The organism is Halorubrum salipaludis (assembly GCF_002286985.1).
Lineage (GTDB): Archaea > Halobacteriota > Halobacteria > Halobacteriales > Haloferacaceae > Halorubrum > Halorubrum salipaludis.
In genome coordinates, this window is the sequence record NZ_NSKC01000012.1 from 80529 (window position 1) to 107022 (window position 26494).

Consider the following 26494-nt stretch of genomic DNA (forward strand, 5'->3'; position numbering starts at 1 on the left):
AGGTCAACACTCATGAACACGGGACCAACTGGACTGTGGACGTGGACACAACGCTTCACGGTGGCGAGCGTCGGGTCGTTCGTGGGCTCGCTTCTCGCATTGCTCGGTGGGGCAAACAAGGTTGCCGTCCTGATCGGCGTGTTCGGCTTCGTCTGTCCGATGGTGTTCGGAATGGCGTACCTTCTGCTTCCCTCGTACGTCGGCAAGACCCTCGTCGATCAGCGACTCGCGGGGATTCACTTCGGGCTCGCCTATGTCGGTGTCAGCCTTCTCGTGGCGGATCAGTTCGTTACGGCGAGGATTCTCCTGAGACCCCTTGGTGTGACGCTCTGGACGACCGGTGTCCTCATTTTCGTCGGGTCGTTGCTGGCGACTGTCGGTCCAGCTGCGGTCGGCACAGTAGCTGGAACACTTGGAGGAAGTGGACGATCCCAACGCTCGACTCGACTGGCCACAGCGATGATTCCGGTTGCTGTCTGCTATCTCCTCGTCGGAACGGTTGCTCTCCTCATGACCGTCGCCCCTTTGGGAATCGGGACGGTCACAGTAGCACAGGTCACCCACTACTACCTCACCGGGTTCGCAACGCTGCTAATCTACGCGCTCGGCATGCGGTTGCTGACGGCGTTTTTCCACGTCTCGTTACCTCGCCCCGTCGTCTGGATCGTGCTCGTGGCCGGAGCCCTGGCGCCGGCCTTTCTGGGGACGTTCCTCTGGATCGATCCGTGGTTCCGGGTCGGCGGCGTTTTCGCGACACTCGCGATGCTCGGGTATGCAGCCCTCGTGCTATTCGTTATTCTGAAAACGAATCGCAGACGGGTCGGTGTATCCGGGATCGCACTCGGTGCGATCGCAGGAGGGACCGCCGTCGTGTCGGTCGTTCCGGTGGCGTTCGGGTTCGGGGATCCGATATCGCTCGCCGTCCATCGAACGCTCATCCTCGCCGGATTCTTTCCGCTCACAATCGTCGGATACGCGTACCTATTCTTCCCAATTACCGGCGGTCAGTTCACGGGGGCGAACCCACGCGCGGCACGTGTGACGATCGCATTGCTTGGAGCCGGTGTCGCCGTACAATCGGTGGGAGTTGCCCTTCAGTACGAACCGGTACGCGTGATCGGAATTCTCGGGTCGGTAATCGGTGCGATCGGATGTGGCTACCTCCTCGGATGCCGGTTTGTGAACGGTTGATACCCGACCGTTTTCGGACGAGGAGACCGCCATCCGAACATGTACGGGAGTAGGAGTACCCCTCACGATCTCGAACAACTGGGTATGCCCAGCTTTCCGTCGCTGTTCGGGTCCGACGACAGCGACCTGTTCGACGGGTACGACGAGTTCGTTTCGGATCACGTCCCGAGGCCGGGCGAGTTCCTCGAACCTCATGATCTGCTCACCGGGGCGGACCACGTCGCGTTTCACCGTCTCACGCGCGACTGCTTCGAGGACCGAAAGGTGTACGATATGACGTTCAACTACAATCTCGCCCGGCTGAATCTCGACACGCGGCACACGAGCGCCGGCTACCGCTACGCCGTCGAACGCGACGACGCTGATGACGCCGTCGAGGCGGACGACATCGACCGCGTACTCCGTGCCGAGTTCACGCCGACGACTCCATTCTGTCCACAGACCCACACGCTGACGATCGGGTCGTTCCGCGCGTGGAATGGGCTCTCTGAACGACATGAGTACGACCTCATCCGCGTCCGCGCGGCACCCATGCACCACCAGAGCGAGGCGATCAACGAGCAGCTCGCCGACCTCGAGCAGACGTATCTCGAGACGGGAGACGTGACCGCCGATCCGGAGGGCGACACCGAAATCGGGTCGAACCCGATGGAACGTTCGATGAAAAACGAGGGACCGAGCCGCGGATCGCCGGACGCTCCGTTCTGAAAGGATCTGGTCCCCCCAGGGCAACGGCCACTGCGTGATCGGTACCGCGATTCGGGTCTCGCTCCGGATCAGTCCGTTTTCGAAACAGCCTCGTCAGAACGGTGCGTTTGGATCCTCCGCGGCAGTCGGGTCGTCGTCATGCGTTTCGGCCTTCCCAATCAATACTCTAAACTCGCCGGGGTCACGCTTGCGATACTCCCAGTAGAACTCCGGGCCAGCCTCGGCGTCGAACTGGTGGTACAGCGGCTTCGGGTCGTGGTCGTTCACGAGGGTAAATCCTTCTCCGTCGTCGAGATCTGCGTACGTCTCAAAGATCTTCTCGTGTCGTTGCGCGGGTGGAAGGTCGCGGACGTCGAGCTCAGCCGTACTCTCTGGGATCTCGACGGACGCTTCCGTGGACACCTCGTCATTGTCAGACATCGCGGATGTGGGATCCTCACCGTCAGCTGTGGATTCACTTCGTTCAGACTTTGTGATCCGTACCCGACAGCGACCGGGCTCTTTTTCGACTACCTCCCAGTCGAACGTGTCATCATATTGCTCCCGAAACTCGCGACGGAGCGGTCGCGGCTCGTGCGGAGCGATGAGTTCCATCGTCTCGCCATCGGGTATCATGCCGTACCGGTGGTGGATCGTCTCGTGGCGATCCGGCTTCGGGATCTCCCGGACATCGTATCGCGTGATTACGCCCTCGTTGTCGGCTATCGAAGCGTCGGTCTTCACGATTTTGACGCGCCACTCACCCGACTCACGACTTGTATACTCCCAGTCGATGACATCGCCGTGCATCGATCGAAGTTCGTAGTAGAGCGGCTTCGGGTCGTGGTCATTGACCAGCACGAACCCCTCACCAGATCCGAGGCGATTGAACGTATCGAGTAACACCTCGTGTCGCCGCTGCGGTATCAGATCACGCACGTCGAACGTCCCTAACTCCCCGTCACCGAGTGGTTCCTGTTTGGACACCCCGACCTCGCGCGGTTCGGCGTCAGGATCCTCGTGGGCCCAGTCGAGGGCACGGTTCCGTTCGATCTGGTACCGAAGCAGATGAGCGTCGATGTCTCGATCAGAGATAACGAGGACTTCGGTACCCGTCTCAATCTCGTCGAACGCGTCGTCGATCCGGTCTTGGAACTCGCGAGGCGAGGAATCCCGCAGGTCGATTTCGGTAACCATCTCTCGGATCGAGTACGGTCGCGAAGGAAGATGGTCCCTCAGCCGAACTTGTTCGGGACATCCGTGAAACGAGACGGAATTGAGATCTGAATTATCGGATGCTCACCAATCCAGTACAAGAGTTTCGGCCGCTTTCGAAAGACAAGTCCGACCCATGAATTCGGTAACGCTTTCGCGAACGATCGACGCGCCTCCGACTGTTGTCCGCGAATCGATGAACGAACTCGATCAGTTCATGCGAGCGTCGGGGTTCGATGAGGTTCACGTAGACGGCGAAACGGTTCGCGTCGCGAACGAAATGGGGATCGCGACTATCGAACTCACGCTTGAACTCGTTGACCGTCCTGACGCCGACCTCGCCTACGAACAGCGCAAGGGCATCTTCGAGGAGATGCGGACAGCGTACACCGTCACATCAGATCCTAACGGGAGCGAAGTGGTCGCAACGACGGAGTTCGCGCTTGACGTTGCGATCATCGGAGATGTACTTGACTCAACGATCATCAAACGCCAACGGCGAAAGGAACTCACGGCTCAGGTCGATTGGCTTGAAGAGGGGACAAGCTTAAACGAAGGTGAGGAGTGACTAGACGACTTCCCAGATGATGTCCCGTCGAAGATCACGATCAAGGAGATCAACGATAATCGCTACTATCAGCGATTCCCATAGATCGCTGTCAAGGCGGCCCTGCCAGAAATCGATATCCTCGCGGACGATCGATTGGACTCCCCACAGAACAATCCGACTCTCATCCGGGATCCCACCACGAAGCCAACTCTCACCGGGGATGTCGATTAGGCCGTCCATCCAAGATTTCGACGTCAACGTGAGCGCGATATACTGATCGCCGTGGAACGGACGTCCTTCATGATTCGAGAGAATGAGCCAGGGCCGAGCATCTTCCTCGCCTTTGAACGGATCATCCCCGTAGACGACGTCGCCACGCTCGAAAATCGGTCTCTCTTCGTCGGTCACTGTTCGTCCTCGACGCTCGGATGTGGTTCCTCGGGTGCGTGTTCGCGCCAGGACTCCTTGTCCTCTGTACCGAGTCGCTGGTTGAACAGGGCGGTCGCTCGTTCGTACCCGCTGTATCCGTCGAGTCGCTCTGTGTCGTCGGTTATCGCCCAGTACGTCGCTTTGTGTTCGACGAGATCGCGGTCCTTCAGTCTCGAGAGCGCGGTGCTGACCGCGCCCTCATCGAGACCGATCTGAGAGGCGATTTCGCGGGCCTTGAACGCGCGATCATCGTTGGCGGCGAGAAATCCCAGCACCTGATCCGGGACGGAAAGTTCCTCGAGTTCGTCCTCGCTCGTCTTCTCGAAGGTATCTCGGTCGATGGACATCGTTGAGCAGAAATACGGTGTCAATCGTAATGAGTGTTAGGTGTGAAAGCGACGAAATGGCTGAAGGGGATACTCCGCCCGTAGCCTCGTCGAAGCAGTTCGAGAATCGTATACATTGAGACGGCCAGTCTCAACTACCACGCTCCTGGTGGTTGCACTAAGAGCTCTCTCGGACTGATGTAGATGTATTTGATCAGGATTCAGTACACTTACTCCGGTTTGAATCTACTGTAAGTGTATTCGATCGGGGTTTAGTACACTTATCCGGGTTGAGAATCATCTGTATTGTAATGAACCCCGCTGAGTTCGAAGATGGACCTGGTCGGATCGAGCCACACAACGGACTCCCCTGCTACAATCCGGCAAGCCTCCCTCCAGAGCTTGAACTCACTTCGGAGATTCTCGATGCCTACGGCGACGCTCTCTACGCGCTCGGCCAGCTTTCGACCCTTCACGACCACATCGAAAACGAGAACCTCCTGCTCGCCCCGTTCGTGGCCCGAGAAGCGGCGATGAGCTCGCAGATCGAAGGCACCGCAGTCACCGTCTCGGACATCATCCTCCACGAGCCAGACGACGACCCTGAACGGGAAGCAGCATCCGAACGAGACATCCGAGAGGCGTACAACTACGTCGAAGCTATCCAGATGGGGTTCAATCGGCTCGAACAGGGCGAGAGTATCGACCGCACCCTCCTCTGTGAACTCCACGAATCGCTCCTACTCGATGTTCGTGGTGAAGACAAGCGTCCTGGCACCATCCGAGATACCCCTGTCATCATCGGTCCGAACCAGAACCCCGAGGACGCACAGTTCATCCCGGCCCACCCGGCCCACGTGTCGATGCTACTCGATCAGCTCATCGCGTACAACCGGATGGATAACTACCCGCCGCTCATCGATATCGTCCTCTCTCATTACCAGTTCGAGACGATCCACCCGTTCCGCGACGGGAACGGCCGATTCGGACGGCTCCTCATCATGCTTCAGTTGTACGACGCTGGCTTGCTTGATGAGCCGTACCTGTACTTGTCTGCGTATTTCAACCGAAACCGGAGCGAGTACTTCGACAAACTGTTGCGCGTCAGCAGAGACGGGGCGTGGGACGAGTGGGTACGATTCGCGTTGACGGCGATCCGCGACCAAGCCCACGACGCCTACGAGTGTGGCCAAGAGCTCTTAGACCTTCGAGGCAGATATCTTGAGCAGTACGAGGACTACCCAGCTGTTCGCGACATCGTCACCCACCTCTTTGAGGAACCGTATCTACAGGCGAGCCGCGCGCAGGAAGCGACTGGTCGGTCGAAGAAGGCCGTCTACAACGCGATTGACATGCTCTCCGGCGACGGGATCATCGATGAAATTACTGGGAAAGAACGTGGGAGGGTGTACCGAGCGCCAGAGATTCTCGCGATCGTCGAAACACCGTAGCTCGATGAGCTTTCCATCAAAATTGTTCCCTAGGATTTCAACGGAGCTAATATCAGTTGTTAGTGTCACCCAAGTTTGTGAGTACAAGATATTATCAAGTAATGGATCTATAAGAGAATATCAAGGATCGACTCTACTCTCGAGAACAGCAACAATGTCGGACAGATCGAAGAGACGGAGATCGTCTCGTTCGTCTGCAGCTTCCTCGACGGATCGGTTGAACCCAGAGCGGCTGAACAAGGCGAATTCATACGTCGGCTCGCCACCACCGGTGGGTGTCCAGTCGATATGGGAGACATCGTCTTCGAGATCCGCGAGCACGTCATAGCCGAGGGGGGTGTTGGTGAATTTCGCTTCGCCAGCGATCAGCGTTGACTCGTCGGTTGGGGCGACAACGTCTATCTCCCGGCTCTTGTACCACCACTGGCTTGGCACCTGTGTGAGCTGGTAGTCTGTATAGAGCGCCGGCACCGCCTGGTGACAGAGCGATTCGAACGTTTCGCTGACAAAGTCGGGCAGTTCCGGCTCGATGAGATCCGCGTAGGCGTTCTCGCCGTAGAGTTCGTACTGACCTCCGCGGCCGTAGAGATACCGGAAGTAAAACCGGAATACGGGATCTCGAATTTGGTACCGAGTCCGCTTGCTGCGCGCCGGGTCAGCAAGCGCCGGATGGTGTTTTTCGATGATCTGGAGCGTTTCCAGCCGGTCGAAGTAGTACGACGTGTTGGTGCTCTCGATGCCGGCTCCTTGGGCGATTTCGTTTCGACTGTGGTTCCCGCTGGCCATCGACTCCAGAAGCGAAAAATACGTGTTTACCTCGGTCAGTTCCATCTGGAGGACTGTTTCGGGCTCGTCGTGGAGTGGGCCATCGGGATCGCACAGCAGCCGCGTGATGTTCTCCCCGAAGCTCTGTGCTGGATCGAGCGGGCTGAGATATCGGGGTGTACCGCCGAAGACGCCATAGACGAACACCCGTTCTTCGGGAGTGTACGTCGGCACAAACTCTTGGATAGAGCGAAACGGGAGCTGGGTGAGTTCGAGGCGGCCATTCGGTGTCTGGGATACCCGACCGTAGAGTGGCGCACCGCCATCGAGGACGTGGGTATGAATCATGCCGATCGCAGAGCCTGTGAGTACGAGTGTTGCCTGGCTCTCGTCGACAGCGGTGTCCCACAGGTGCTGAATGATCGACGGGAGCCCCTCGTTCGATTCGATAAGGTACGGAAATTCGTCGATGACGATAATGGCGTCTCTATCGACGAGGTACGCTAAGAGTGGTTCCCACTCCTCTTTGACAGCCGTAATGTCCGGATAGGTTGTCGCTGCGGCCTCGACGAACCGCCTGAGCTGTGTCGTCGCAGTTCCTTGGACTGCCTGATAGTACACGGCATCGTCGCGGTCAGCAATCGATTGACGGATGAGTTCGCTCTTGCCGATCTGACGACGGCCATAGACAATTGCGAGTTCTGCAGCGCCACTCTCATAGAGAGTCTGTAACCGATCGAGTTCATCGATGCGATTGACAAACTGGTTCATACTTCCTATCGTTGTGGGAGATACATATATGCTCTGAAGTTAGAAATTAGACTATAATAGTTTGAACTATAATATTTCGAACTCTAATACGGTGGGGGAATCATCCGATCTCACTGGCTGTAGGGGCTGTTCACGCCGAACGGCCTAGGCAGAGAGATAACTGTTACAACTTGTTGCTCGGGGGAAAACCGATATTGAAGAAGTCGTGAACGCTTCGTGTCGTTCGCAACTTAACAGAGTTCGGCGGAGCGATCACGCCGCCTATTCGCGTCGCTATCTACCCATGCGGCATCACCCCCGATACGTGTGACCGGAAGATGATTCCGAAACGCATAGACGACTGGTTCGGAAAATGACATCCGTTACGTATGCCCTCCACCCACGACGAATCCGCCATTCTGGCGACCGATCTCCGGAAGAGCTACGGCTCAGAAGTCGCTCTCGACAGTCTCACGCTCGACATCCAGCACGGGAGCGTCTACGGCTTTCTCGGCCCGAACGGTGCGGGGAAGACGACGACGATGCGTCTCCTTACCGGTCTCAGCGATCCGGACAGCGGATTGGTACGCGTCTGTGGCGTCAGCCCGAGCGACCGGCGTGCGATCGCCGGTCGGGTCGGCTATCTCCCTGAGACGCCGCCGCTGTACGACGAGTTCAGCGCCCGCGAACAGCTCGAATACGTCGCCGATCTTCGCGACATTTCGCGGTCCGTTGCCCGCGAGCGCATCGGCGAGTACCTCGACCAATTCGGGTTAGCCGGTGACGCGGACAGGCGGATCGACGGGTATTCGAAGGGAATGAAACAGAAGACCGCGTTCATACAGAGTGTCCTGCACGAACCGGACGTCCTGTATTTAGACGAACCGACATCGGGGCTTGACCCCCGAGCGGCGCGCACCATCCGAGAATCGATTACCGCGTTCGCCGACGCAGGAACCACGGTGTTCCTCTCAACACACATTCTTCCGGTGGTCGAAGCCGTCGCTGACGAGGTCGGGGTGTTGTTTGACGGGAGACTCGTCACCGAGGGGACGCCTACCGAAGTACAGGCCCGTGCGGAGACTGGCGAGAGTGGATCCCTGGAAGACGCGTTCCTCGCCGTCACCAGCGAACCCGAAACGGGCGCGGCCTCTCGGAGAGAATGAGCCTCCGACAGGACGTTCGCCACGGGCTCCGAATCGGGCGGGCGGAGTTCGTCCGAAGCCTCCGTGGGTACCTCGGAAACCCCCGTCGAGTCCTCGGACTCCTGATCACGGCGCTGTTCTTCGGCGGCGCGCTCCTGTTCGCGCTGCCGACGGCGTATGTGCTTGGGCAAACCGCGCGCTCCGTGACGGCGGTCCCGTTCTTCGCGCCCGCTGCGACGCTCGTTCCTCTCGGTCTCCTGTCGATATCGGTGTTTCGGACCCTCGAACGACTCGGACACATCGACGGTGCGGATTTCGTCCTGCTGGCGGTTCACCCGCGAGCAGTCGTTATCGGGCTCATCACAGCGGAGATGGGACGGCTCTCCCTGTGGTTCGGGATCCCGGTCGGAGCAGTGGTTGTCACGTTCGCACTCGGAATGGGCTCGCCGCTGCTCGTCGCTTCGGCCGGGGCGGTCGCGCTGCCACTCGTCTGCTGTGCCGCCGTCTGGGGGTACGCCGGAGGAATTGCTGTGTTGCGACTCCTGCGGCAACTCCCCAGCCTTCGCCGTCTCCTGAAGGCGGTCGGTATCCTCGCGATGGTCGGACTCGTTGTTGCATCGCAGTTCGCTGGGCAGTTCATCGTCGAATCCGACCTCTCAGTGCAGCGGCTGTTGTCGACAGTAGCGTTCGATCCCCTCGTGGAATACGTTGCGCTCGCGTTCGTCGGAACACCGGTCTCCAGACCGACCTCCCTAGGGGCGGTGGCGGTGCTCGGGGCGTTAATCGCTCTCACGCCGGTAGGTCTCGCCGTCTCGACCAGGCAGGTTTCTACGCTCTGGTTTACCGATCAGGTCGGCAACAACGCGTCGACGCAGGTGCGGCAATCGAGCGGCGGATTCTCTGCCCCACGACCGTTCGCATGGACTAAACCCGGTCGTATCGCGTGGGGAATTCTCGTGCGCGGTCGCCGTGATCCGGCGGAGTTGAGTCATCTCCTGATTGCCGTCTTTTTTATCGCACCGTTCGGGACGATGTTTCTCGAGTTTTCGGGCGACGCCATCGGACCCCTCATCACTGGGGGCGGCGTCGTTCTCGCGACATACCTCTCAGGCGCTACCTTCGGGTTGAACCCGCTCGGTGACGAGCGGCCGCAACTACCGTTCCTCCTTCTCACTGAGACATCATCCGCGGCTCTCGTCCGTGGACGGCTCCTCGCCGGCGTTGCGATTGGAGTGCCGGTCGCCGTTCTCAGCTCGTTCGTCTCGATCCTTTTCGGGATAACGGTGCTTCAGGCGGTGGCGACCGCCGCCGTCGGAGTTGTGATGTGTCTCGCTGCGGCGATGTTCGCGGTCGGAATCGGCTCGGCGTACCCGATCTACGAGGAGCGCGAGTTCTGGGGGACGGAAACGGTCGTCCCGTCGACGCTCGTCATGATGGTGTACCTGTTTGTCGTGGGTGGCGGAACGGTTCTCGGGCTGTTCGTGACGTGGTTCGCAGTCACCGGAAACGTCGTGTTGACGCCTGTATTCGGCGTGCTCTTCGGTACGTATCTGCTGTTGACGAGCGGCGTTTCGTATGGTTCCTACCGCTATGCGCTCCGGCGGCACCGACGCTATACGCTGGCGTGATCACGCCGTTTCAGATGGGCTGTCCGGCGAGCACACGTTCGCCGTTAAGTCGACCTCATTGCCATGGCAAACGTTCATAGTTTCTAGTTTCGTAACTCTATACAAGATGAGCTACGATACAGAACATGTGCGAAACGCGGGGGACACACCGAGGACGATCACCGGGATCTCTACGTTCACAGAATTACTCCAGAACCCGTCCCTCGCGAGTCTCTATACATCGATTCGGCGGTCTACGGCTGCCACGGGGCCTGAACTCATTGAAACAACGACCGTCTCGAAGAAAACGGTGTACGACTATCTCCATAAACTGGAACAGGCGGGCCTGATCAGCAAGGTTAACGACGATGGCGGGACCGCCGTATACACCGCTGAAGAGTTCGAACTGACATTGACGGTCCGCGAGACGGAAGTCTCGATTACGCCCGAACTTATCGAAGTGATCGCACAGAAAAACGAGTATCCAGCGATCGAGCGGGTTCTCGAAGACCACGGCATCGTCACGTTCGCACTCGCATACGATCTCGTGAAAGCACACAGTGAGGGGAATGTCACAATCCGGCAGATCGCGAGCCTCACAGACCTTTCGGCTGGAACTGCGTATGATCTCGTCGAAGCCCTCTATTCGATTCTCAATCTCGGTGACGACGAGTCGAGCCCGACGACGTACCCCGCTGATATCCAGCAAACAGGTGAAAACTCCACGAGCGACGCACACTCCGAAGCAAGGCAGGACAGTAGTGCCACCGAAGAGCCGGCCCCCGAGGACTGGATCGAGAGTACTGACGACACCGAGCAGGACTAACGACTCGGGATGACCCGACAGAAGGCAGGAAATTAACTTATCGCCCTCCACTTAGGAAGAGCTCGTGAACGTTTCGTAGCGTTCGCAACTCAACAGAGGACTATTCGATATCGTAGCCCCACTCTCGAAGTACGTCGGCGACCTCGTCTAGATGGTCCATTCCGACGAGATACGCCGCCTCTCGGGCGTCAGTGAGTTCGACATCGTCTCCGAGTTGTTCCTCAAGCGCAGGCCGGAGCTCCCGACGTTCCCTCTTCACCGTGTGTTCCGTATAGTGGATCGTCTTGTGGTCCCGATCGTCTTTCACTCCATCGCGACGGTGGATCCACGGTAGCCGGGAAGATTCGTCAGCAGGATGGTCAGGGATGCCTGGTAGCGTCGTCGACGTCGGATCAGGTTCTGGCGTTGTTGATTGCTCATCGAACGGATCACCAGCATCTGTGTCCGTATCCGCGACGTCGTCGACAGGATCATCGTCGGCATCGTCGTCCTCGGCGAACGGATCATCGCCGCTGCCAGATTTCATGCCGTTCGGCATTAGGCACTCACCTCCTCAAGATGGCTGGCGAGTTCGTGTAACTGCTCGAGCGTCTCCATTTCATGATCGCGTTTCCGAGATCGATACTCATTGACGTACGCGAATGCTGTCGTCTGCTTGTCCCAGCAGCCTTCGAACAGCGACGATCGCTCACCAATTGCGACTGGCGCGTCGTACCCCAACTCGCGGATACGCGTCAGGTAGTGTTGTTGGTCCGTCGTCCGTCCAACGCCGTTCGGCACAACCGCGAGGACACCAACGGTGACACCCACCGTCTCTTCGAAGCCCTGAACGACATCTTGTAGCCCCTCTATCGATTGCATCCCTTTCCCTGTCGGTTCCAGCGGGATCACCAGCGAACGGGTTGCGCCAATGGCGTTGTAGAGATGGGGGCCAGCGGTTGCCGGCGGATCGACGACGATCGTATCGTACTTCTCGGGGATATCCGCGTTGAGGAGTACCTGTCGCAGCTGATCGTGGCGCTCGAACTCTTCACCGAGGTCTTCCGCCATTGAGGCAGCGCGAGTAAGGAGATCGGCGAGATTTTCTAGCATATTGTGGCTTGGAACAAGGTCGAATCCAAATGGCGTTTCAAGGATGAGGTCCTCGAATGCGCCCTTTGGTCGGTCGATGAGGTGGCGCGCAATGTTGTCTGCGTTACTGTCATCTCGTGGAGCGTCAACGCCGAGTAAGTACGTTAACGAGCCGTTCTGTGGGTCAAGATCGATTACGAGAACATCGCGATCGTGCTGGCCGTGCGCGTCGGCGAGATTCGACGCGAGCGTCGTCTTCCCGACGCCGCCGGCTTCGCTGTATGTCGTGTACGTGAGCATGTTTTACCTGTTAGACCCATTCGTCATAAATTTGCGTCAGACAAATCAGTTAGTATGGTTAGTTGTACTAGAAAGTACAACTAGTTAGTTTGATTAGTAAGGCCAACGAGTAAGACAGAACAGAAAATACAATAAGGACGTCTAGCAAGAAACACGGAATTTCCCTGTCGATCGGCATCCTGTAACTATCGCGGTGCGCTCCTATCTACCCCGACACAGAACAGATACGGGCCAGTACCTCAACCATTACTGGGATTGTCTGCTCCTTGTTGAACGGCATCTCTATGCTTTTGAGCGATTGGGTTAGATCCTTCAGTAGGTGGGTTCGTTTCTTCTTGGTTCGAGGATGCGCTCTCAACGAGGTGTTCCATCCGGTCGAGAATTTCGGCAGGATTGTCCTTAGGCCTAACAATCGCTCTTCCGTCTTCTTCGCGGACCTCAACCTCTGTACCCGGAGTAATATTAAGACATTCGCGTATCTCCTGTGGGAGAACGATTCGTCCCTTGGAATCGACCTTAGTCATGTTCACACATGTGTTGAGATATACTATAATCATCTGGGTTAAGACGCTGATTCTAGCCTCATTACAGAAACCGTGTGGCCACCACAGATACAGCACTGTCACAGCTCAAAACAGAACAGAGAATTAAATGATGCCAGTAACCACGAGGAGACCGACAATGAGCAGCAACGTCGCGACCACGCTCCCCCCGGCCAGCCACTTGTTCTCGATCACCTTTTGGTGAAGCGGCATCTCGGCGTACTCCTCGCGGAACGCCTCGAGATTCTCCTCGTCGTAGAAGTACTTCGTCTTCAGCGCGAACCGTTCCGTCACCGCACAGCCTATACAGACCGGCTCGCACTCAAGTCGTTCAGTCTTAATATGGTTGTCACAGGCGATAGCCCCACAGTTCGGGCAGTAGGTGTACGTCTCGTCGACGCCGCTCGTCTCGCAGTGGACGCACCGGCGAATCCCGTCCTCTGTAGTGACCCGTGAAGGGCCAGCAGCATAGTATTCGTACGGATACGAATACTCCAGAATTTCTGTCGTCTGCTGAATCTCAGGTAGATACACCGACTCAATCGATCGCACTGAGATATCCGAGAGATTCGGCTCACACGTCTTGTTGTACGTGACGTTGTTGTCGCCGGTGTAGGTCACCGTCGTCGTGTGGTGCTGCTGGAGCCGCTCGACGGCCCACTCCTTGTACTCGGTCTGGGTCTGTCCGAAGCGGCGCTCCTCGACGTCATCGAACATCTCCCCAAACTGTTCGGAGTCGAGTTCGATCCTCGTATGGAAGTTCTCGGTGACCAGTGCCGCAACATCTTCGTCGACGACCAGAGGGTGGCCGCGTTCAGCGTGAACCACGAACTGCGTCCGATCGTTGATCCGGTGGATGGCGCCGACGGACGTCTCGAAGACAGCGTTCGTGTCGGCGGTAACCGCGACCACCGGTCGGAACGTCACCGCCGAATGCGGTGTCGGAAGGTCGGCGGCCTCGATGTTCTCGATATCCCGGAACGCTTCCTGGACGGGGGCGTCGACGTCAGCTGCCGGGTCGTAGGGACGGAGGGTCTCGTCGCAGAGAATCTCGATGCGACCGTTGTAGAGGTCGAGGCCGATCTCGTCGGCGATCTCCCGGAGGTCCTCGCCATCAAGCAGCTCGATTGGGTGTGGATCGTCGTTCTGCTGGAGACGGTCGGCGTACTCCTGGGCGGGACTCGTGAACCGACCCGTCGTAACGACCATGCCCCGCTTCGGGCCATCGAAGTCGAACGTCGCGATCCCCGAGTGGAGCTTCTGGACGACCGGTCGCCCAACCGTCCCCGTGTGTTTACACTCGACGACGATCGCGCGCCGCGTGCCGTCGACGACCTCCTCCATGATGACATCCCGCCCCTCGTCGGCTGTCTTCTCAGCCTGCCGGACGTTCTCGTAGCCGAGGTTGCGGAAGACATCCTCTATGACATCCTCGAACTCGAATCCCGAGAGCTCGTCTAGAACAGCCATTCGAGAGATACGGGTACTATTTTTCGATGCCCCAATTCGTTTGCGTCGACTGCTGTGATGGACTCAGTCACGACTCGGTATTCTGACGAGGTACTGCCGCGTCATGGTCGCTCTCGAATCCGATGTCATCCGAAATTTCCGGGAAAATCACGTCGAAGTAGGGATCATATTCGTGCCCAACTGCGAGCACGGGCTTCAGCGCGAGGACAATACTGATCGCTTCCCCAGATGGGATACCAAGTGGATCAGCAGCCATTCGCTGGGTGATCTGACCAGCATAATGGAGTCCAGCCTGTCGGACAGCAGCAGCGAGTTTGCCAACACCGTGTCGCTCAACGAAGTATGAGACATCTTCGTCGACTTCTTGGAGTGCAACAGCATGGAGGATCGTCGGCGTCACAACAATCCCGTCAGTTGTGATTCGAACCGGATCTGCGGTCACTTCCACCGGTCGATCTCCCGCCAGAGAGACAATTCCGAGGGCCTCAAGCGTTTCTACGTGATCGTAGACCGTGGTCTTTGGGATATCCAGTGCCGCCTTGATCTCTGGGCGGGTGACCGGCCCGTAATAGCAGGTGTACACATAGACACGCGCCAGTTCTGGATGATCCAATAACCGCCCGACGGTTGCGAGGTGATTGATCCCCGTTTCGAGATCATGTGGGGGTGTCTCCGTGACGGGGTGGGGAGTCATACTCGTTAGTACGAAATCTTTGAACTTTAAATTAGCTCTAGTGAACGAGTTCGCCCAGAGAGCCTCCGGATCACCTATCTCCGTGAAGAATCATACTACGGACGGTGTCAAATTCATCTGTTTGATAGACTGCGATGCCATCGTGAAGAATTTCTTGGAGCTCCTCAGCGTACGTCGGGATTCCTTGGAGAGCCTCAACATCAATATCGAACGCATATCGATCCCCGCCAAACGTGTCTTCCTCAAGTGACTGCCTGATGTGGTTCGCCTGTCGTTGGTTGCTCGCCCGGTCTTCACGAACCAACACCCAGATATCAATATCGCTGCGACGGTCAGCCTCACCGCGAGCAACGCTTCCATACAGAACGACAGCGAGCACGTCATCAAGTTTAGTATGGAGTTGGTCGGTCGCATCCTGTACCGGCGCGTGAAACTCCGACTGGGGAATTCCGAGGAATGGATCGTCTGGGATAGTGAGCCGGTCACGGTTGATCTGGACAAGTCGGCGGGGTCCGTCGTGTTCTTCGATAACGAGATCGTTCTTGGAGAGTGTATTAACCGTCTTGGTGATCGTCGGTCGCGTGTAGCCAATTGCGTCAGCAAGGTCTGTCATCGAAAACGACTCATCGTGATGTCGAGTTAAAAAGAGAAGAATATCTGCTGTCGCATCGCCACTGAGTAAACGGTCGTCTTGGAGTGGTAGATCGATGGATATCTGGATACCGTCAGCAAGAGTACCGTTCGTATCTGTTTTCATTGTAAACTAATTCTAGGCGTTACTATTTGAACCTAATTGCTAAATGAGTTCTCACTAATTGTGAGTGGTGTGGCGTCCAGGACAAGAAATGCCTCTGAGTCCATATAAAATCAAAAATTTGTTACAGGTCAATTTCGTATTCGGCCGCCAGCTTCTGGAACTCGTCCCACTTGTGGAGACGATCGTCTGTAACATCGCCGTGCGTCTCGAGGTAGCGCAGCAAGGTGTTGATTTGGTCTTCGAGGTCATACTTCGCAGCTTGTGTTCGGAGGTCGTCCTCGTCGACGTCGAGGTGTCTGAGCAGGAGGAGACAGTACGAACGGTAACGGCTGCCGTCGTCGATCAGTAGCGTGTGACAGCAGAGCTCCGCTGGAGAGAGGGCGTCGGGTTCCTCGGAGTAGAAGTAGTAGCGATGGCTGGTGAGCAGGAACTGGAGGTCGAACGCGGCGAATCGAGCGAGGCCGGTTTCGTGGAATCCGTCTGCGTCGATCTCCGTCTCGGTTTGAGCGAGAAATTCGTCGTAGTCTTCCCAGAGAATCGTGCCCTTCGAGGCGACGGCTTTGAGGCGTTGGCGATGGAGATGATGGGTGAGTTCACTGGCGAACTTGTGGAGGCGGTCGAAGTCGGCGTTGAAGTCATAGCGGCCGTCTTCCGTCCCGACGAGGCCGCGGTCACGAAACCGCTTCAGGACACGATTGACCGTATTACGGTAGTTGTCGCTCCGGTCGGCGATCTCGGCGACGGTTCGCGGTTGGTCAAGATAGTAGAGCACCTCAAGTGCCTTCCCGGTCAACAGCTCGGGGAAGTCGATATGGGAGTACTGGCGGACGAGGTCCTGGTAGAGTTCGACGGCGCGAGCAGCTGACGGGACGACTCGTTTTCGCCGGCCGTCGCGTTCCGTGTAGACGAGCCTCTTCTCGACGAGGTCGCCGACGGCACGAGAGAGGTAGCTCTCGCTGTGGTCGAGCTTCGTCGCGAGCTCGGAGATCGTGTCGCCGCGGTCGACCGTGGCGAGAACCTCGAGTTCGATACGCCGGAGCATATTGTAACATAGTACGAAACTTATATATAAAAAGTTTCGAGTAGTGTTACGTCCAGCAAGCACGGATCGTCTCCATCGTCTTAACCAACAAAACTATTGATTCGTGGGTCGTGTTGGTTAACACGAGAGTAGCCGATGTCCTACGAACCACCGACCCCACCGGCAAACCTTCCGACGGAGATTGTCAACACGCTCAACGAGTCGGACCCGGAGCAGCTCCGAGACATCGCGACGTACGCTGAAGCGCTCGCCCAGCACAAGGAACGAGAGGCCCGTCTCGAGGAGTCGGCAGATCAAGAAGAGGTGGAAGATCGACCAGACGATCTCCCGGACGAAATTCCCACCAAAGCGACGATCACGATCAAGAATATCAACGAGAATCGCTACTACTACTGGCAGTGGCGGGATGGAGACCAAGTCAAATCCAAGTATAAGTCTCCAGTCAATCCTGACGAGTAGAACGGACGGCTAGCCCGATCTTGAGCTCAACACACCCCGTGTGCGAAATGAAATCCCCAGAGAGATCTAGTTGGCACCCCCCGTGTGCGAAATGATTCTACCCTCTACCGAAGCAGACCCCGTGTGAGAGATGAATCAGTTGACGAGTCGAGTGGGGACACCCCGTGTGCGAAATGAAATTGAGAGTACGGTTGTCAGACATATTTAGAACATATAACAATTCTTCCGGTAGAATCACACCCCGTGTGCGAAATGAATCAAATAGCAGCGACTGTGTCGCTCCGAGTTACTTTCCTTCAAAGAAATCATCTATCTGGGCGTTGACAACTGACTTGATAAGATCACCTTCATTATCTGCTTCCTCGATCCGTATATCAGCTCGAAGGGTTTCAGCAACCACGCCAGGGTCGTCAACGAACGTGTACTCTTTGTGAACACCACTCCCGTAGCCGCGTCCTCGCTTTTCTGATGTGACAAAGTTGTATGTCTCCGCCTCACTCATATAGCGGAGATAGGAATCGCGTGATTTTGTATCGGCGTCAAGTAAATCAGTAAGATACTGATACACACGGTATGCAACTGTGCTGGGAACAGCGTTCAGGTTGCGTTGTGAGTAGACGGGGACAATCGCAGTAGCGTAAAGCGAGAGCTTCTTTTGGGTCGACAGTCCCTGCATCTGAGTCAACGTCCGATCGCGTTCCGCTTCTTTCTGGGCATCGCGAACGTGTCCTTCATGGACCGTATCTCCACCCTCCCGGTCCGCAATCTCGCCTGCTTTCCGGAATAGATCGATCGCTTTCCGAGCGTCGCCGTGGTCCTGTGCCGCAAACGCTGAGCTAAGTGGAATAATTCCGTCTTCAAGAACATCGTCCCGATACGCATCACGACGCCGTCTTAGAATGGATTGTAGTTGGTCCGCATCATAGTCTGAGAAGACGACGTCTTGCGGATTGAACGAGCTCTCAGCCCGGCCGTCAAGGTTCTCCATGAACCGGGGATCGTTTGTGAGCGCAGCAACGGACACGTGTCCCTCGATTTGGCCGAGTTGTGATGCCCGTGAGAGCTGATAAAGCAGCTTTGAGTATGCTGGTTCGTCGTTCGGGTCCCGCTGTCGTCCCACGAGGAGGTCTACCTCATCCAAGATGATAATGACCGAGTCGAAATTGTTACTCAGGATCTCATAGAATCGGTTGAGTTTCTGGTCTGTCGAGACGCCACTTTGTGGAACACCGACTTCGACATCGGCTTCATTAGCGGCGTTTTCTACAAGACGATAAACGGCCCTATCGTGTGATTTAATCGTCTGACAGTTGATCTTGATGACCCCAAAACGGTCGTCTTGGGCGTTCGCGAGTTCAAGAACCTGCTGACAGACCGCATTGATGATGAGTGACTTCCCCGTCCCCGATGGCCCGTAGAGAAGCATATTGGGCGGGCGGTTCCCTTGTAATGCCGGTCGGAGATAGGTGATGATGTCGTCCAGCTGGTCATCACGACCGACGATTCGGTCCTCGTCGATGACGGCATCCGGGTCAAGAAGACCCTTATCTCGAAAAACCGAGTTCTGAACGCCCTCCTGGAGACGACCTTTGATAGATTGTGAGAGGGACTGTTGATCGTCGCCGTCAGCCATATTTGCGCAGTTAGGTCGAAACTATAAATAAATATGGGTACCGTGTGCGAGATTAAATTTGCTGAATTCTACCGATACAGACGGTTTCGAGAGGGGTAGACGAAGTAATACCGTAACCACGGGCGAAATCAATTAATCGTAGTGACCCCCCGTGTGCGATATGAAATGTCGATCAGGCCATCGAACAACTGTCGATGTCGAGGCGAGACAGAAGATCTCGGCGGAGGTACTCCCCGTGTGCAAGATGAAACGCTGGACGTATTCTCGACCAGATTTGCCGAAATACTTCTTGAATATCCCGAGTGGAGTCTGATCTCGTCGATAAGCCACCCCCACACCCCGTGTGCGATATGAATTTGACGAGAAGGTGGGCACGGACGAACCATCCGAAGATGTCGGGATTCGGTGAGAGAACCCACGAGAAGACGTTAAACCGACAGAGACGTCCAGCTCACGAAGGAGTAAAGCCGCGGACAAGTTCGGTTATATCACGAAACATACTGTTTCGTTTCAACCGATCTTAGCCCCATTGCGGCTATGGTTGACAGAGTGGCTATGTAAAGGTTTCCAAAATATAGCCTATCTTGATATCGCTGTCCTTGAGACCTCTTCCCCGTAATATCGCGAATTTTCGATGTTTCGTGGTCTCTCTCCTCGACCACCCCTCCCACCATCTTCGCGATTTCATATCGCACACGGGGTGTGGGGGTTCGACCTCATAGGGACCGTAGTTAACCAACAAATCCACTCCGAATGGCTCCTGTGTTGGTTAATTATTCTCTGTGTTCGCATACGCCGTCAACTTCGGGAGCCTCGTCTCCGTGAGTTCTCGACGAATCTCCGCCCGATCCCAGCCAAGCGGTGACAGCACACTCTCGACAGCTCTGATGAGTTGCGTCTCGTAGTACGACGCATCGTACGACTCGGTCTCCTCGTGAGCCAACGCGACCCGTTCTCGCGATGTTTTCTCGTCGTCGACGACTATGTACTCGATGTCCTGTCCTGGATGAACAGCGAGGTCCTGATCGCGAGCCCGTCTTAGTGCCGCCACGTTCTGGGTGTTCTGCGTATGTCCTTCGAGTGGCTTAGAGACACGATTCCGTTCGACAAGTTGGTCAATCGGCACCGTTCCAGCGTGGAGGCGCTTGATGGCGTCTTGGAGACAGTCGAGGACGGCGTCTGGAGAACGAGTCGCATCGAGTCGATCGAGACAGTCCCGCTGGACGTCCTCGATGAACGGCGGGGTTGAGCGCCGGCGGGCTTCGATCCCTCTGATCTTGAACTCATCGTTGCCAGCCACCTTGCCGAAATACTTCGTGAGTGCGCCGGCGTTGCTCTCGCGCTGGGGAACGAACGCCACCCAGTCATAGTGGGCTTCGTATTCGAGCCGAATCTCGACGCGTTCCGTGATCGCCGTCGCGAGCGCTTCGAGGTTTTCGCGGTTCTCGTCGTCGACGTCGGGATCCGGAGTCACCCAGATAGAGTCGACGATACCGTGGACGACGCGCCAGCCGCCGTCTTCCAGCTGCTGTTTCGCCGTCAGCAGAATCTCGCGAGCGAACGCGTTGATTGCCTCGTGGCACTCGATACGGCCGAACTTCGCGTTGCTGAACCCTTGATACCCGAAGCAGGCGACGAGAATCCACTTCAGCGCTCCCGACCGCCCCTTGAGTTCCGCCAGCCGGTCGTTGTCGGGGTCGTTCCGTTCCTTCTCGCGATGGATGGCCGCCTTGATCTCGTCGCGAGCGTCGATGATCGGCTGGAGGACGTCGACGAGGTAGCCTTGGTCGTCACAAATTGAGTATCCAAGGCCGGGGACATCGTCGCGATCGCTGTGGCAGCTACACCGAATGACGTCCGGCGAGACGTTCCGGGTACAGATGATGTTCGGATACAACGAGGAGAAGTCGAGTTCGTGGACGTTCTCGTGGAGGCCGACCTCGGGTGCGAAGATGAAGCCGCCACGGTCGGCGTCGTGGAGCGTCCCCATCGGCTTGAAGAACTCATGCCGCCAAGAGTTCCACGGCACGAGGACACCGCGGTCGTGGGCCTCACAGATCTGGATCGCGGTGAGGACGTTCCCGATCGACGCCCATGCGAGCTCTTGGACGGGCTTTTTCGATCGCGACACGAGATCGAGGACGCCATCGAGGTTCGTCTCCCCGTAGAAGAACGTGTTCGACTCGTCGATGATCGCGCGGCCGGGAACGTTGTACCGCGCCGGCGAGTGACCGACGCGACCGTAGCTTGAGTAGGTTGACCGGCTTGCGAGCTGCTGGTAGTCGACGTCCGGCCACCGACTCAGCGAGAAGTCGTCGACGCCGGCAGCCGTCGCCATCTCGTACAGCGTCGGGACGATCTCGCTCGTCGAGCAGACGAGGATGTCTGGGTCGTGTGTCTCGATCGCCGCTTGAACGGTGGTGAGGATGTCTCCCGATGATCCGGTAACAGTCTCCCCGGCAACTGTGAGCTCGCTGTACGTGTCTTGGCCTGTCTCGGTCACTGGAATACCGAGCCGGAGCGTCGACAGTTCCGCCGCCGGCGTTGGATCGCGATTCGTCTCCAGACAGTAGCGAAACTCCCGTGAGAAATCGACGTTGAAGCAGGCGAGATCTCCAACGGGGTACGCTGACAGTTGGTGTGCCTGTCGCGCAAGCGGTGTGACGCGGTCGACATGGTTGACATCGACAGCCAGAGCGCGCTCGTCGTCACGCCTGAAGCCGGAGCGCCGCGACACGGATTCGGTCGCGACGACGTCAGGATGCCGTTCGTATAGTGAATGAAGTTGTGTAAGATCGATGTCGGTGTCAGGGTCACGTGCTGCGACGAAGAAACGGGGCGTGTAGTCGTCGCGTTCGGTCGCGGTCGCGCCGTCGTTGATCGCCTCCCACTCGAGAACGCGACCATCGTCAAGGAAATCGATTGTGAACGGCATTTTCGTAAGTCACCCACCTTCCCGTCTCTACACCGGAGTCTCGCATAATCGCCGGCGTGTCTGTTCCGGATTTCAGGAAATGGAGATCGTCTTGACAGAAACAGCGTACTCTCGCGAATTTTCTCTGCTAACCCAGCTTCCAGAATCGTTTCCGGGTTTGTTAGCTGAACATCCGGTAGCGTGTTAACCAACAGAACGACCGTCTACAGATCGCTGTTGGTTAAGACTGCTGCGGACAGTCCTCCATATCTTGGATTTGGTGATCAGTATACTACCCCACAGATTATTATACCGCTCTCTCGTTGGTTAGCACATAATGTCCGAAGAGCCGTCCCCACCCCACCGAGTGAGCCCGGATGGCGGCACTGAACACCGTGACGTGAACGACGTCGTCGAAGCAGAATGGATCGAGGAGACGACGCCATTTGAACGAGTGTACGAAGTCATCTCTCGTGTGTACGATCCGCTGTCTGCAGCACAGATCGCCGAGCGTGCCCGCGTCTCATCGACCACGGCGCGAAAGCACCTGCGAACGCTCGAGAGCGCTGGTGAGGTAACGACGTCTCAGGATGGTCAGACGACGCACTACCGACGGTCGGAAACGGCTATCGTCACTGAACACGCCCAGTCGCTCCTCGCGGAACGGACGCCCGAAGAGATCGCGTCCGGCATCGCTGATATGAAGGCGCAAATACAGGCGTGGCGCGAGGAATACGGTGTTGATTCACCTGAGGAATTCGCCCGAGAACTGGATATCGGCGACGCCGACAGCGACCACGGTGCGCTCCTCACAGAATGGCAAACGACGCGACGTAACCTCGCGCTCGCACAGGCAACACTCGCGATTGGTGAAGTGAGTCAAACTGGTCACCTCACTGGCACGGATACAGACGACGATGGCAATGACGATACATCCATCGTCGTATGACCGACGACGGAGACCCCGCTCACCATATTCAGCCAGACGAGCAGTCTGAGGTGTTTGGTCCCATCGACGCCGGGGCATTACGGGAGATACGAGACCTGTTCGTGGACCTTGAGCCGCTGGTCCAGACCGCGTCATTGGACGACCCACTGAATCCACAGACACTCTCGGTCGAACTATCTGATGGCGTCGGAGCGGCGTCAACCGCCCGGATAGACGTCCGGTGGAGTCTCACCGGGAACTACGCCGTACACTACACAGATGCCCGAGACCGAAATTTTCGGTTCGACTGCCATCCGAAACCCGACGCGCCGCGCCGACACTTCCATTCACCTCCCGATGCGCCAAGCCGCCCCGTTGACCCGTCCTGTATATCTGTGTCCGAGACAAGCCTTGTGACGCGAGCGATTCTCCAGCGGTGGCGATACGCCTATACGAATGGAACATTCGAGGGACTCAATGACGCAGAAAATCCACCGTAACATCCTCTTCACTGTTTAGAGTGAGGAGGCTCTGTTGAAACCCTCAGCGACTGATAGTTTGGAGAGGTTATCCTGACTACAGGGCGTGAATGTAATGCGAACCGAGGTTAATTTTCGGGAGAGGCCGATTGCGCAGTACAGGAGACTCACGCATCGCTCAGTACAGGTCCTGTGGATAGCACACTCTTCCCGTCGTCAGTCTCGAATGAACACCCGAGCTCGGAATCCTCGCTACGTGACTGAGGCTCATCACTGATAAGCACGCAGTCGAACGGTATGCGTGACTGTGCGAGTAATTCGTCAACGTGGACAGTAGCGTCCTACTGTCTCACGACACCGCGAGCGTCGATAAGGGAGGATCGGGCTTTCCGAGACGTTGAACGGCGACAAACTCTTTTTTGATAGCAAAGAGGAATGAGTAGCTCCGAACAAGAGCCAGTTATACGTAGCGCGACAGTCAAAGTGTGGAAAAATCGATAGAATAGAATAGTTCCTATCGACAACTTCTGTAGTATGAATATGTTCGACGGTTCCAAGAGTGTAAATTCCGGTAGATACCAGAGTCTCTCTGATCTAATTGCTAGCGTTATAGAACTTGGTGATCTCCCAGAGGAAACCCGAGGAACTGTCGTTGAATATTGTCAAAAGGCGCTCGTAAATGACGTGCTTGATCAGAACACAGAACCTCGGCCACCGAGGTTGTATCTGTTTGGCCGATCAGGGGCTGGGAAATCCTCACTAATTAACGCGGTAAGTAACGAGGAAGTGACTGAGGTGGGTACATTTGAGCCGACCACGGCATCCTCAGAGGTCTACGAGGCCGAATTACCACGTATAAATGAAAAATGGCATCTCGTCGATTCACGTGGACTCTTCGAGAGTGTACCAGCAGATGGCGGTATGTCGGTAAATACAGTTGAGAAACTGAAAGCAGATCTTGAGACATATAATCCGGACATTCTTCTCCATGTAATGACGCCAGAACAAGTACGAGCTGGTGAGGATGATTTTGACACCATAGAGAAGTTAGACGATGCTCTCGTCGGTGGCCTCCCACCAAGGGTGACCTGTATCAACAAGGTCGATACGTTCCTCTCGCTGGGGGAAGACTGGCCACCTGAGGAAAACGAGACGGTTCGACAGCGGATCATTGAGGTTCTGAATCTTGTAACCGAAATTCTTCCCGTCTATCAGCACGAGAATATTGATGCGGAAGACTCTGTTCGAGGTCGGCTGTTCGGTTCTAACAAAAATTTGGGAGCAATTCCACTCTATGTGAAAGAAAAGCCCTACTGGAATCTGACCGCTCTCAAAGATATGTTATATTATCGAAAACAAAATCAAACAATCTTAGATTTTACACAAGTACAACGCCAAAAGCGGATGATGAGACGCTTGGCACGGAAGCAAACAATCCAAATGGCAGAAACAATCAATGAGTCTCCACGCAGGTTGATTGTTGATCCGCGGGTCCCGATAGTAACCGGTCTTGAATCTTTCCTGATCGCACTCATTGGGGCATTTGCTGGGAGAAAACTCCATAGAAAGACAGTTGAAGAGTATCATCAATCTGTGGATCTATCTCTAGGAGATGTGATGTCAACAACATCAGGAGTCACAACTGATGTTATTACGGGGCTATTCAAACAGGATCTCAAGTATATCAGAAATAACTTCTACTGTGTTGGCCGGTCAGCAGAGGTATTCTTTTTTGATGATGAGAGGGTTGACCCCGAAGAATTTAGACCTGAAGCGAAACAGTATTTCCACCAATCCTAGTTGTTCACTCGTCAGACAGTTTTATAAAATAGCCAATTGGTATATCCTTCATGGCTGTTGATACTGAAACGTATGCAGACCTCCGAAAACGTCTACAACTTGCGATTGATTTCGCACCGATTGGGGAAGAGAAGAAACAGCAGATCGAAGACGAGCTGTTCGACCAACTAGTAGGGGATTTTGATACCCTCATTGATGATTCACGCCCACCAAGGCTGTTCATCCTCGGTCGTTCGGGTGCTGGAAAATCGTCGCTTATCAATGCGCTCGCAAACAAGGAATTCGCTGACGTCGGTGCTGTTGAACCTGAAACGGTTGACTCGCAAAAGTATCAAATTTCCTTTCCAGATCGGTACGCCAACTGGGAGGTGGTCGATTCACGTGGGCTATTCGAAAGTACGCCCGCCGGTGAAGAGCTCTCAGAAGGGACAGTTGAGAAAGTAAAAGAAGACATTCGTCAATACAAGCCTGATATTGTCCTTCATGTAATGACACCAGACCAGGCACGAGCAGGAGAACAAGACTTCGACACAATTGACAATGATCTGCGAGAGAATATTCCTGGCTTCCCGCCTATTATCTACTGCTTGAACAAGGTAGACAGTCATCTCTCCCCAGGAGGAGACTGGCCACCAGAGAATAATCCAGCCTTGGCGGGGACAATCACGGACAATCTCGATTTCGTCTCCCGATTACGGGATGCAGAGCAGAAAGAACCATATGACCGGAACTATCCTGTTCGCGGGTATCTTTTCCACTCTAGAGAAAAGTTCCAGCAGGAAGATTCCAGTGTATCGGAGTCACTACAAGATATCGGCGTGTTCCCAAGCTATCTCAAAGAGGAACCCTACTGGAATGTCGAAACGATTTCTGAGCTGATTGGAGATAGTATCCCTCAAGAAGCAGTCTTACAGTTTGCGCAAGCTCAACGCCGAAACAGGCTTATGCGAGAAATTTCTCGAAAACAGACGCGTAAGATTTCTGTCACCGGGGCAAGCATTGCTGCTGCGGATCTCTCTGGGTTCTCCGATATCGCGCTTCTGACTCCTCTTCAAGTGTATCTTGTCATGTTAATCGCCTCGTTCTCTTGTCGTGAATTTAGCAAGGAGACAGCAAAGGACTACTTTACCGAACTTGGCGCAGTCGGTGGGGCTGGCTTCGGACTACGGAAAGTTGCTGGAGCAGCTGCAGGAGTGATCCCCGGCGCAGGCCAGGCGCTAAACGCGGTCATCGCTGGTGCTGGTACGTATGCGATCGGGCGTTCAGCAGAAGCATATTACTTCGAAGATGAATATATCGCTCCCTCAGAATTCATTACAGAAGGGAAAGATTGGGCCCGTAACAAACTCTAGAGTTGGCCTGACCGCCACATATTGTTCTGGAAACTGGGGTGGATTACTGGTGTTTGGTGATGTCGGTGAATGAAAAGCTCATCTTCCGAGGGACATAGATCCAGTCCTCTT

The 26494-nt window shown here is 55.9% G+C and carries 23 protein-coding genes and 1 pseudogene; 11 read left to right on the forward strand and 13 right to left on the reverse strand.

Annotated features, from left to right (window positions below; all coding sequences use genetic code 11):
- The first annotated feature begins 12 nt into the window (after positions 1 to 12).
- On the forward strand, positions 13 to 1191 hold the full coding sequence (locus CK500_RS15680) for a hypothetical protein (RefSeq protein WP_095638132.1): 1179 nt from the start codon (positions 13 to 15) through the stop codon (positions 1189 to 1191).
- An 84-nt stretch (positions 1192 to 1275) separates the two neighbouring features.
- On the forward strand, positions 1276 to 1899 hold the full coding sequence (locus CK500_RS15685; protein WP_095638133.1) for a hypothetical protein: 624 nt from the start codon (positions 1276 to 1278) through the stop codon (positions 1897 to 1899).
- Positions 1900 to 1992: 93 nt separating this feature from the next.
- Here the strand turns inward: CK500_RS15685 and CK500_RS15690 are convergent, their stop codons facing one another.
- Entirely contained in the window at positions 1993 to 3075 is a 1083-nt protein-coding gene (locus CK500_RS15690) for a DUF2249 domain-containing protein (RefSeq protein ID WP_095638134.1), read from the reverse strand.
- Between the two features lie 154 nt (positions 3076 to 3229).
- Here CK500_RS15690 and CK500_RS15695 point away from each other — a divergent pair, with 154 nt between their 5' ends.
- Positions 3230 to 3661, forward strand: coding sequence for an SRPBCC family protein (locus CK500_RS15695; protein ID WP_094530794.1), 432 nt, complete (start codon positions 3230 to 3232; stop codon positions 3659 to 3661).
- A gap of 45 nt (positions 3662 to 3706) precedes the next feature.
- On the opposite strand, the pseudogene CK500_RS15700 reads toward CK500_RS15695, so the two are convergent.
- Together CK500_RS15700 and CK500_RS15705 are read right to left on the reverse strand one after the other, a co-directional pair.
- Positions 3707 to 4051: pseudogene (locus CK500_RS15700) on the reverse strand (type II toxin-antitoxin system PemK/MazF family toxin); the annotation flags it as partial.
- Positions 4048 to 4419, reverse strand: coding sequence for a MarR family transcriptional regulator (locus CK500_RS15705; protein WP_094530790.1), 372 nt, complete (start codon positions 4417 to 4419; stop codon positions 4048 to 4050). The gene CK500_RS15705 and the pseudogene CK500_RS15700, both read right to left, overlap by 4 nt.
- A 290-nt stretch (positions 4420 to 4709) precedes the next feature.
- Here CK500_RS15705 and CK500_RS15710 point away from each other — a divergent pair, with 290 nt between their 5' ends.
- On the forward strand, positions 4710 to 5849 hold the full coding sequence (locus tag CK500_RS15710) for a Fic family protein (RefSeq protein WP_095638136.1): 1140 nt from the start codon (positions 4710 to 4712) through the stop codon (positions 5847 to 5849).
- A gap of 120 nt (positions 5850 to 5969) precedes the next feature.
- On the opposite strand, the gene CK500_RS15715 is transcribed toward CK500_RS15710, so the two are convergent.
- Positions 5970 to 7385 (reverse strand): ATP-binding protein, encoded by a 1416-nt coding sequence (locus CK500_RS15715; RefSeq protein ID WP_094530486.1) that lies wholly within the window; start codon positions 7383 to 7385, stop codon positions 5970 to 5972.
- A 368-nt stretch (positions 7386 to 7753) separates the two neighbouring features.
- Between CK500_RS15715 and CK500_RS15720 the strand changes: the two genes are divergently transcribed.
- The 3 genes from CK500_RS15720 (at position 7754) to CK500_RS15730 (ending at position 10942) form a co-directional block, all read left to right on the forward strand.
- Positions 7754 to 8530, forward strand: a complete 777-nt coding sequence (locus CK500_RS15720; RefSeq protein ID WP_095638137.1) for an ABC transporter ATP-binding protein — start codon at positions 7754 to 7756, stop codon at positions 8528 to 8530.
- Positions 8527 to 10137: a hypothetical protein gene (locus tag CK500_RS15725; RefSeq protein ID WP_095638138.1), complete on the forward strand. Its 1611-nt coding sequence runs from the start codon at positions 8527 to 8529 to the stop codon at positions 10135 to 10137. The genes CK500_RS15720 and CK500_RS15725 overlap by 4 nt, the downstream gene beginning before the upstream one ends.
- A gap of 106 nt (positions 10138 to 10243) precedes the next feature.
- On the forward strand, positions 10244 to 10942 hold the full coding sequence (locus CK500_RS15730; protein ID WP_233139247.1) for a transcriptional regulator: 699 nt from the start codon (positions 10244 to 10246) through the stop codon (positions 10940 to 10942).
- Positions 10943 to 11042: 100 nt separating this feature from the next.
- On the opposite strand, the gene CK500_RS15735 is transcribed toward CK500_RS15730, so the two are convergent.
- From CK500_RS15735 to CK500_RS15765, 7 genes are all read right to left on the reverse strand, one after another.
- Positions 11043 to 11480: a hypothetical protein gene (locus CK500_RS15735; protein WP_233139248.1), complete on the reverse strand. Its 438-nt coding sequence runs from the start codon at positions 11478 to 11480 to the stop codon at positions 11043 to 11045.
- Positions 11480 to 12313 carry a ParA family protein gene (locus tag CK500_RS15740; RefSeq protein ID WP_094530479.1) on the reverse strand — a complete coding sequence of 278 codons (834 nt, stop codon included), beginning with the start codon at positions 12311 to 12313 and terminating at the stop codon, positions 11480 to 11482. The genes CK500_RS15735 and CK500_RS15740 overlap by 1 nt, the downstream gene beginning before the upstream one ends.
- Before the next feature lie 239 nt (positions 12314 to 12552).
- On the reverse strand, positions 12553 to 12837 hold the full coding sequence (locus tag CK500_RS15745; RefSeq protein WP_080510128.1) for an AbrB/MazE/SpoVT family DNA-binding domain-containing protein: 285 nt from the start codon (positions 12835 to 12837) through the stop codon (positions 12553 to 12555).
- Positions 12838 to 12960: 123 nt separating this feature from the next.
- Positions 12961 to 14325 (reverse strand): restriction endonuclease, encoded by a 1365-nt coding sequence (locus CK500_RS15750; protein ID WP_095638139.1) that lies wholly within the window; start codon positions 14323 to 14325, stop codon positions 12961 to 12963.
- A gap of 67 nt (positions 14326 to 14392) precedes the next feature.
- Positions 14393 to 15019, reverse strand: coding sequence for a winged helix-turn-helix domain-containing protein (locus CK500_RS15755; protein ID WP_094530475.1), 627 nt, complete (start codon positions 15017 to 15019; stop codon positions 14393 to 14395).
- Positions 15020 to 15089: 70 nt separating this feature from the next.
- Positions 15090 to 15776: a nucleotidyltransferase domain-containing protein gene (locus CK500_RS15760; RefSeq protein ID WP_094530473.1), complete on the reverse strand. Its 687-nt coding sequence runs from the start codon at positions 15774 to 15776 to the stop codon at positions 15090 to 15092.
- A gap of 121 nt (positions 15777 to 15897) precedes the next feature.
- Positions 15898 to 16818 carry a MarR family transcriptional regulator gene (locus CK500_RS15765; RefSeq protein ID WP_095638140.1) on the reverse strand — a complete coding sequence of 307 codons (921 nt, stop codon included), beginning with the start codon at positions 16816 to 16818 and terminating at the stop codon, positions 15898 to 15900.
- 135 nt (positions 16819 to 16953) lie between these two features.
- On the opposite strand from CK500_RS15765, the gene CK500_RS15770 reads away from it, so the two are divergent.
- A complete protein-coding gene (locus CK500_RS15770) occupies positions 16954 to 17277 on the forward strand; it encodes a hypothetical protein (protein ID WP_095638141.1) in 324 nt (107 codons plus the stop codon).
- A gap of 286 nt (positions 17278 to 17563) precedes the next feature.
- Here CK500_RS15770 and CK500_RS15775 read toward each other — a convergent pair whose 3' ends face one another.
- Together CK500_RS15775 and CK500_RS15780 are read right to left on the reverse strand one after the other, a co-directional pair.
- Positions 17564 to 18910 (reverse strand): orc1/cdc6 family replication initiation protein, encoded by a 1347-nt coding sequence (locus tag CK500_RS15775; protein ID WP_095638142.1) that lies wholly within the window; start codon positions 18908 to 18910, stop codon positions 17564 to 17566.
- Positions 18911 to 19679: 769 nt separating this feature from the next.
- Complete coding sequence (locus tag CK500_RS15780; protein WP_095638143.1) at positions 19680 to 21845, reverse strand: type B DNA-directed DNA polymerase; 2166 nt, start codon at positions 21843 to 21845, stop codon at positions 19680 to 19682.
- A 379-nt stretch (positions 21846 to 22224) separates the two neighbouring features.
- On the opposite strand from CK500_RS15780, the gene CK500_RS15785 reads away from it, so the two are divergent.
- The 3 genes from CK500_RS15785 (at position 22225) to CK500_RS15800 (ending at position 26383) form a co-directional block, all read left to right on the forward strand.
- Entirely contained in the window at positions 22225 to 22773 is a 549-nt protein-coding gene (locus CK500_RS15785; protein WP_095638157.1) for a winged helix-turn-helix domain-containing protein, read from the forward strand.
- Between the two features lie 992 nt (positions 22774 to 23765).
- Entirely contained in the window at positions 23766 to 25031 is a 1266-nt protein-coding gene (locus CK500_RS15795) for a GTPase (protein WP_095638144.1), read from the forward strand.
- Between the two features lie 50 nt (positions 25032 to 25081).
- Positions 25082 to 26383: a GTPase gene (locus CK500_RS15800; RefSeq protein WP_095638145.1), complete on the forward strand. Its 1302-nt coding sequence runs from the start codon at positions 25082 to 25084 to the stop codon at positions 26381 to 26383.
- Positions 26384 to 26494: the final 111 nt, after the last annotated feature.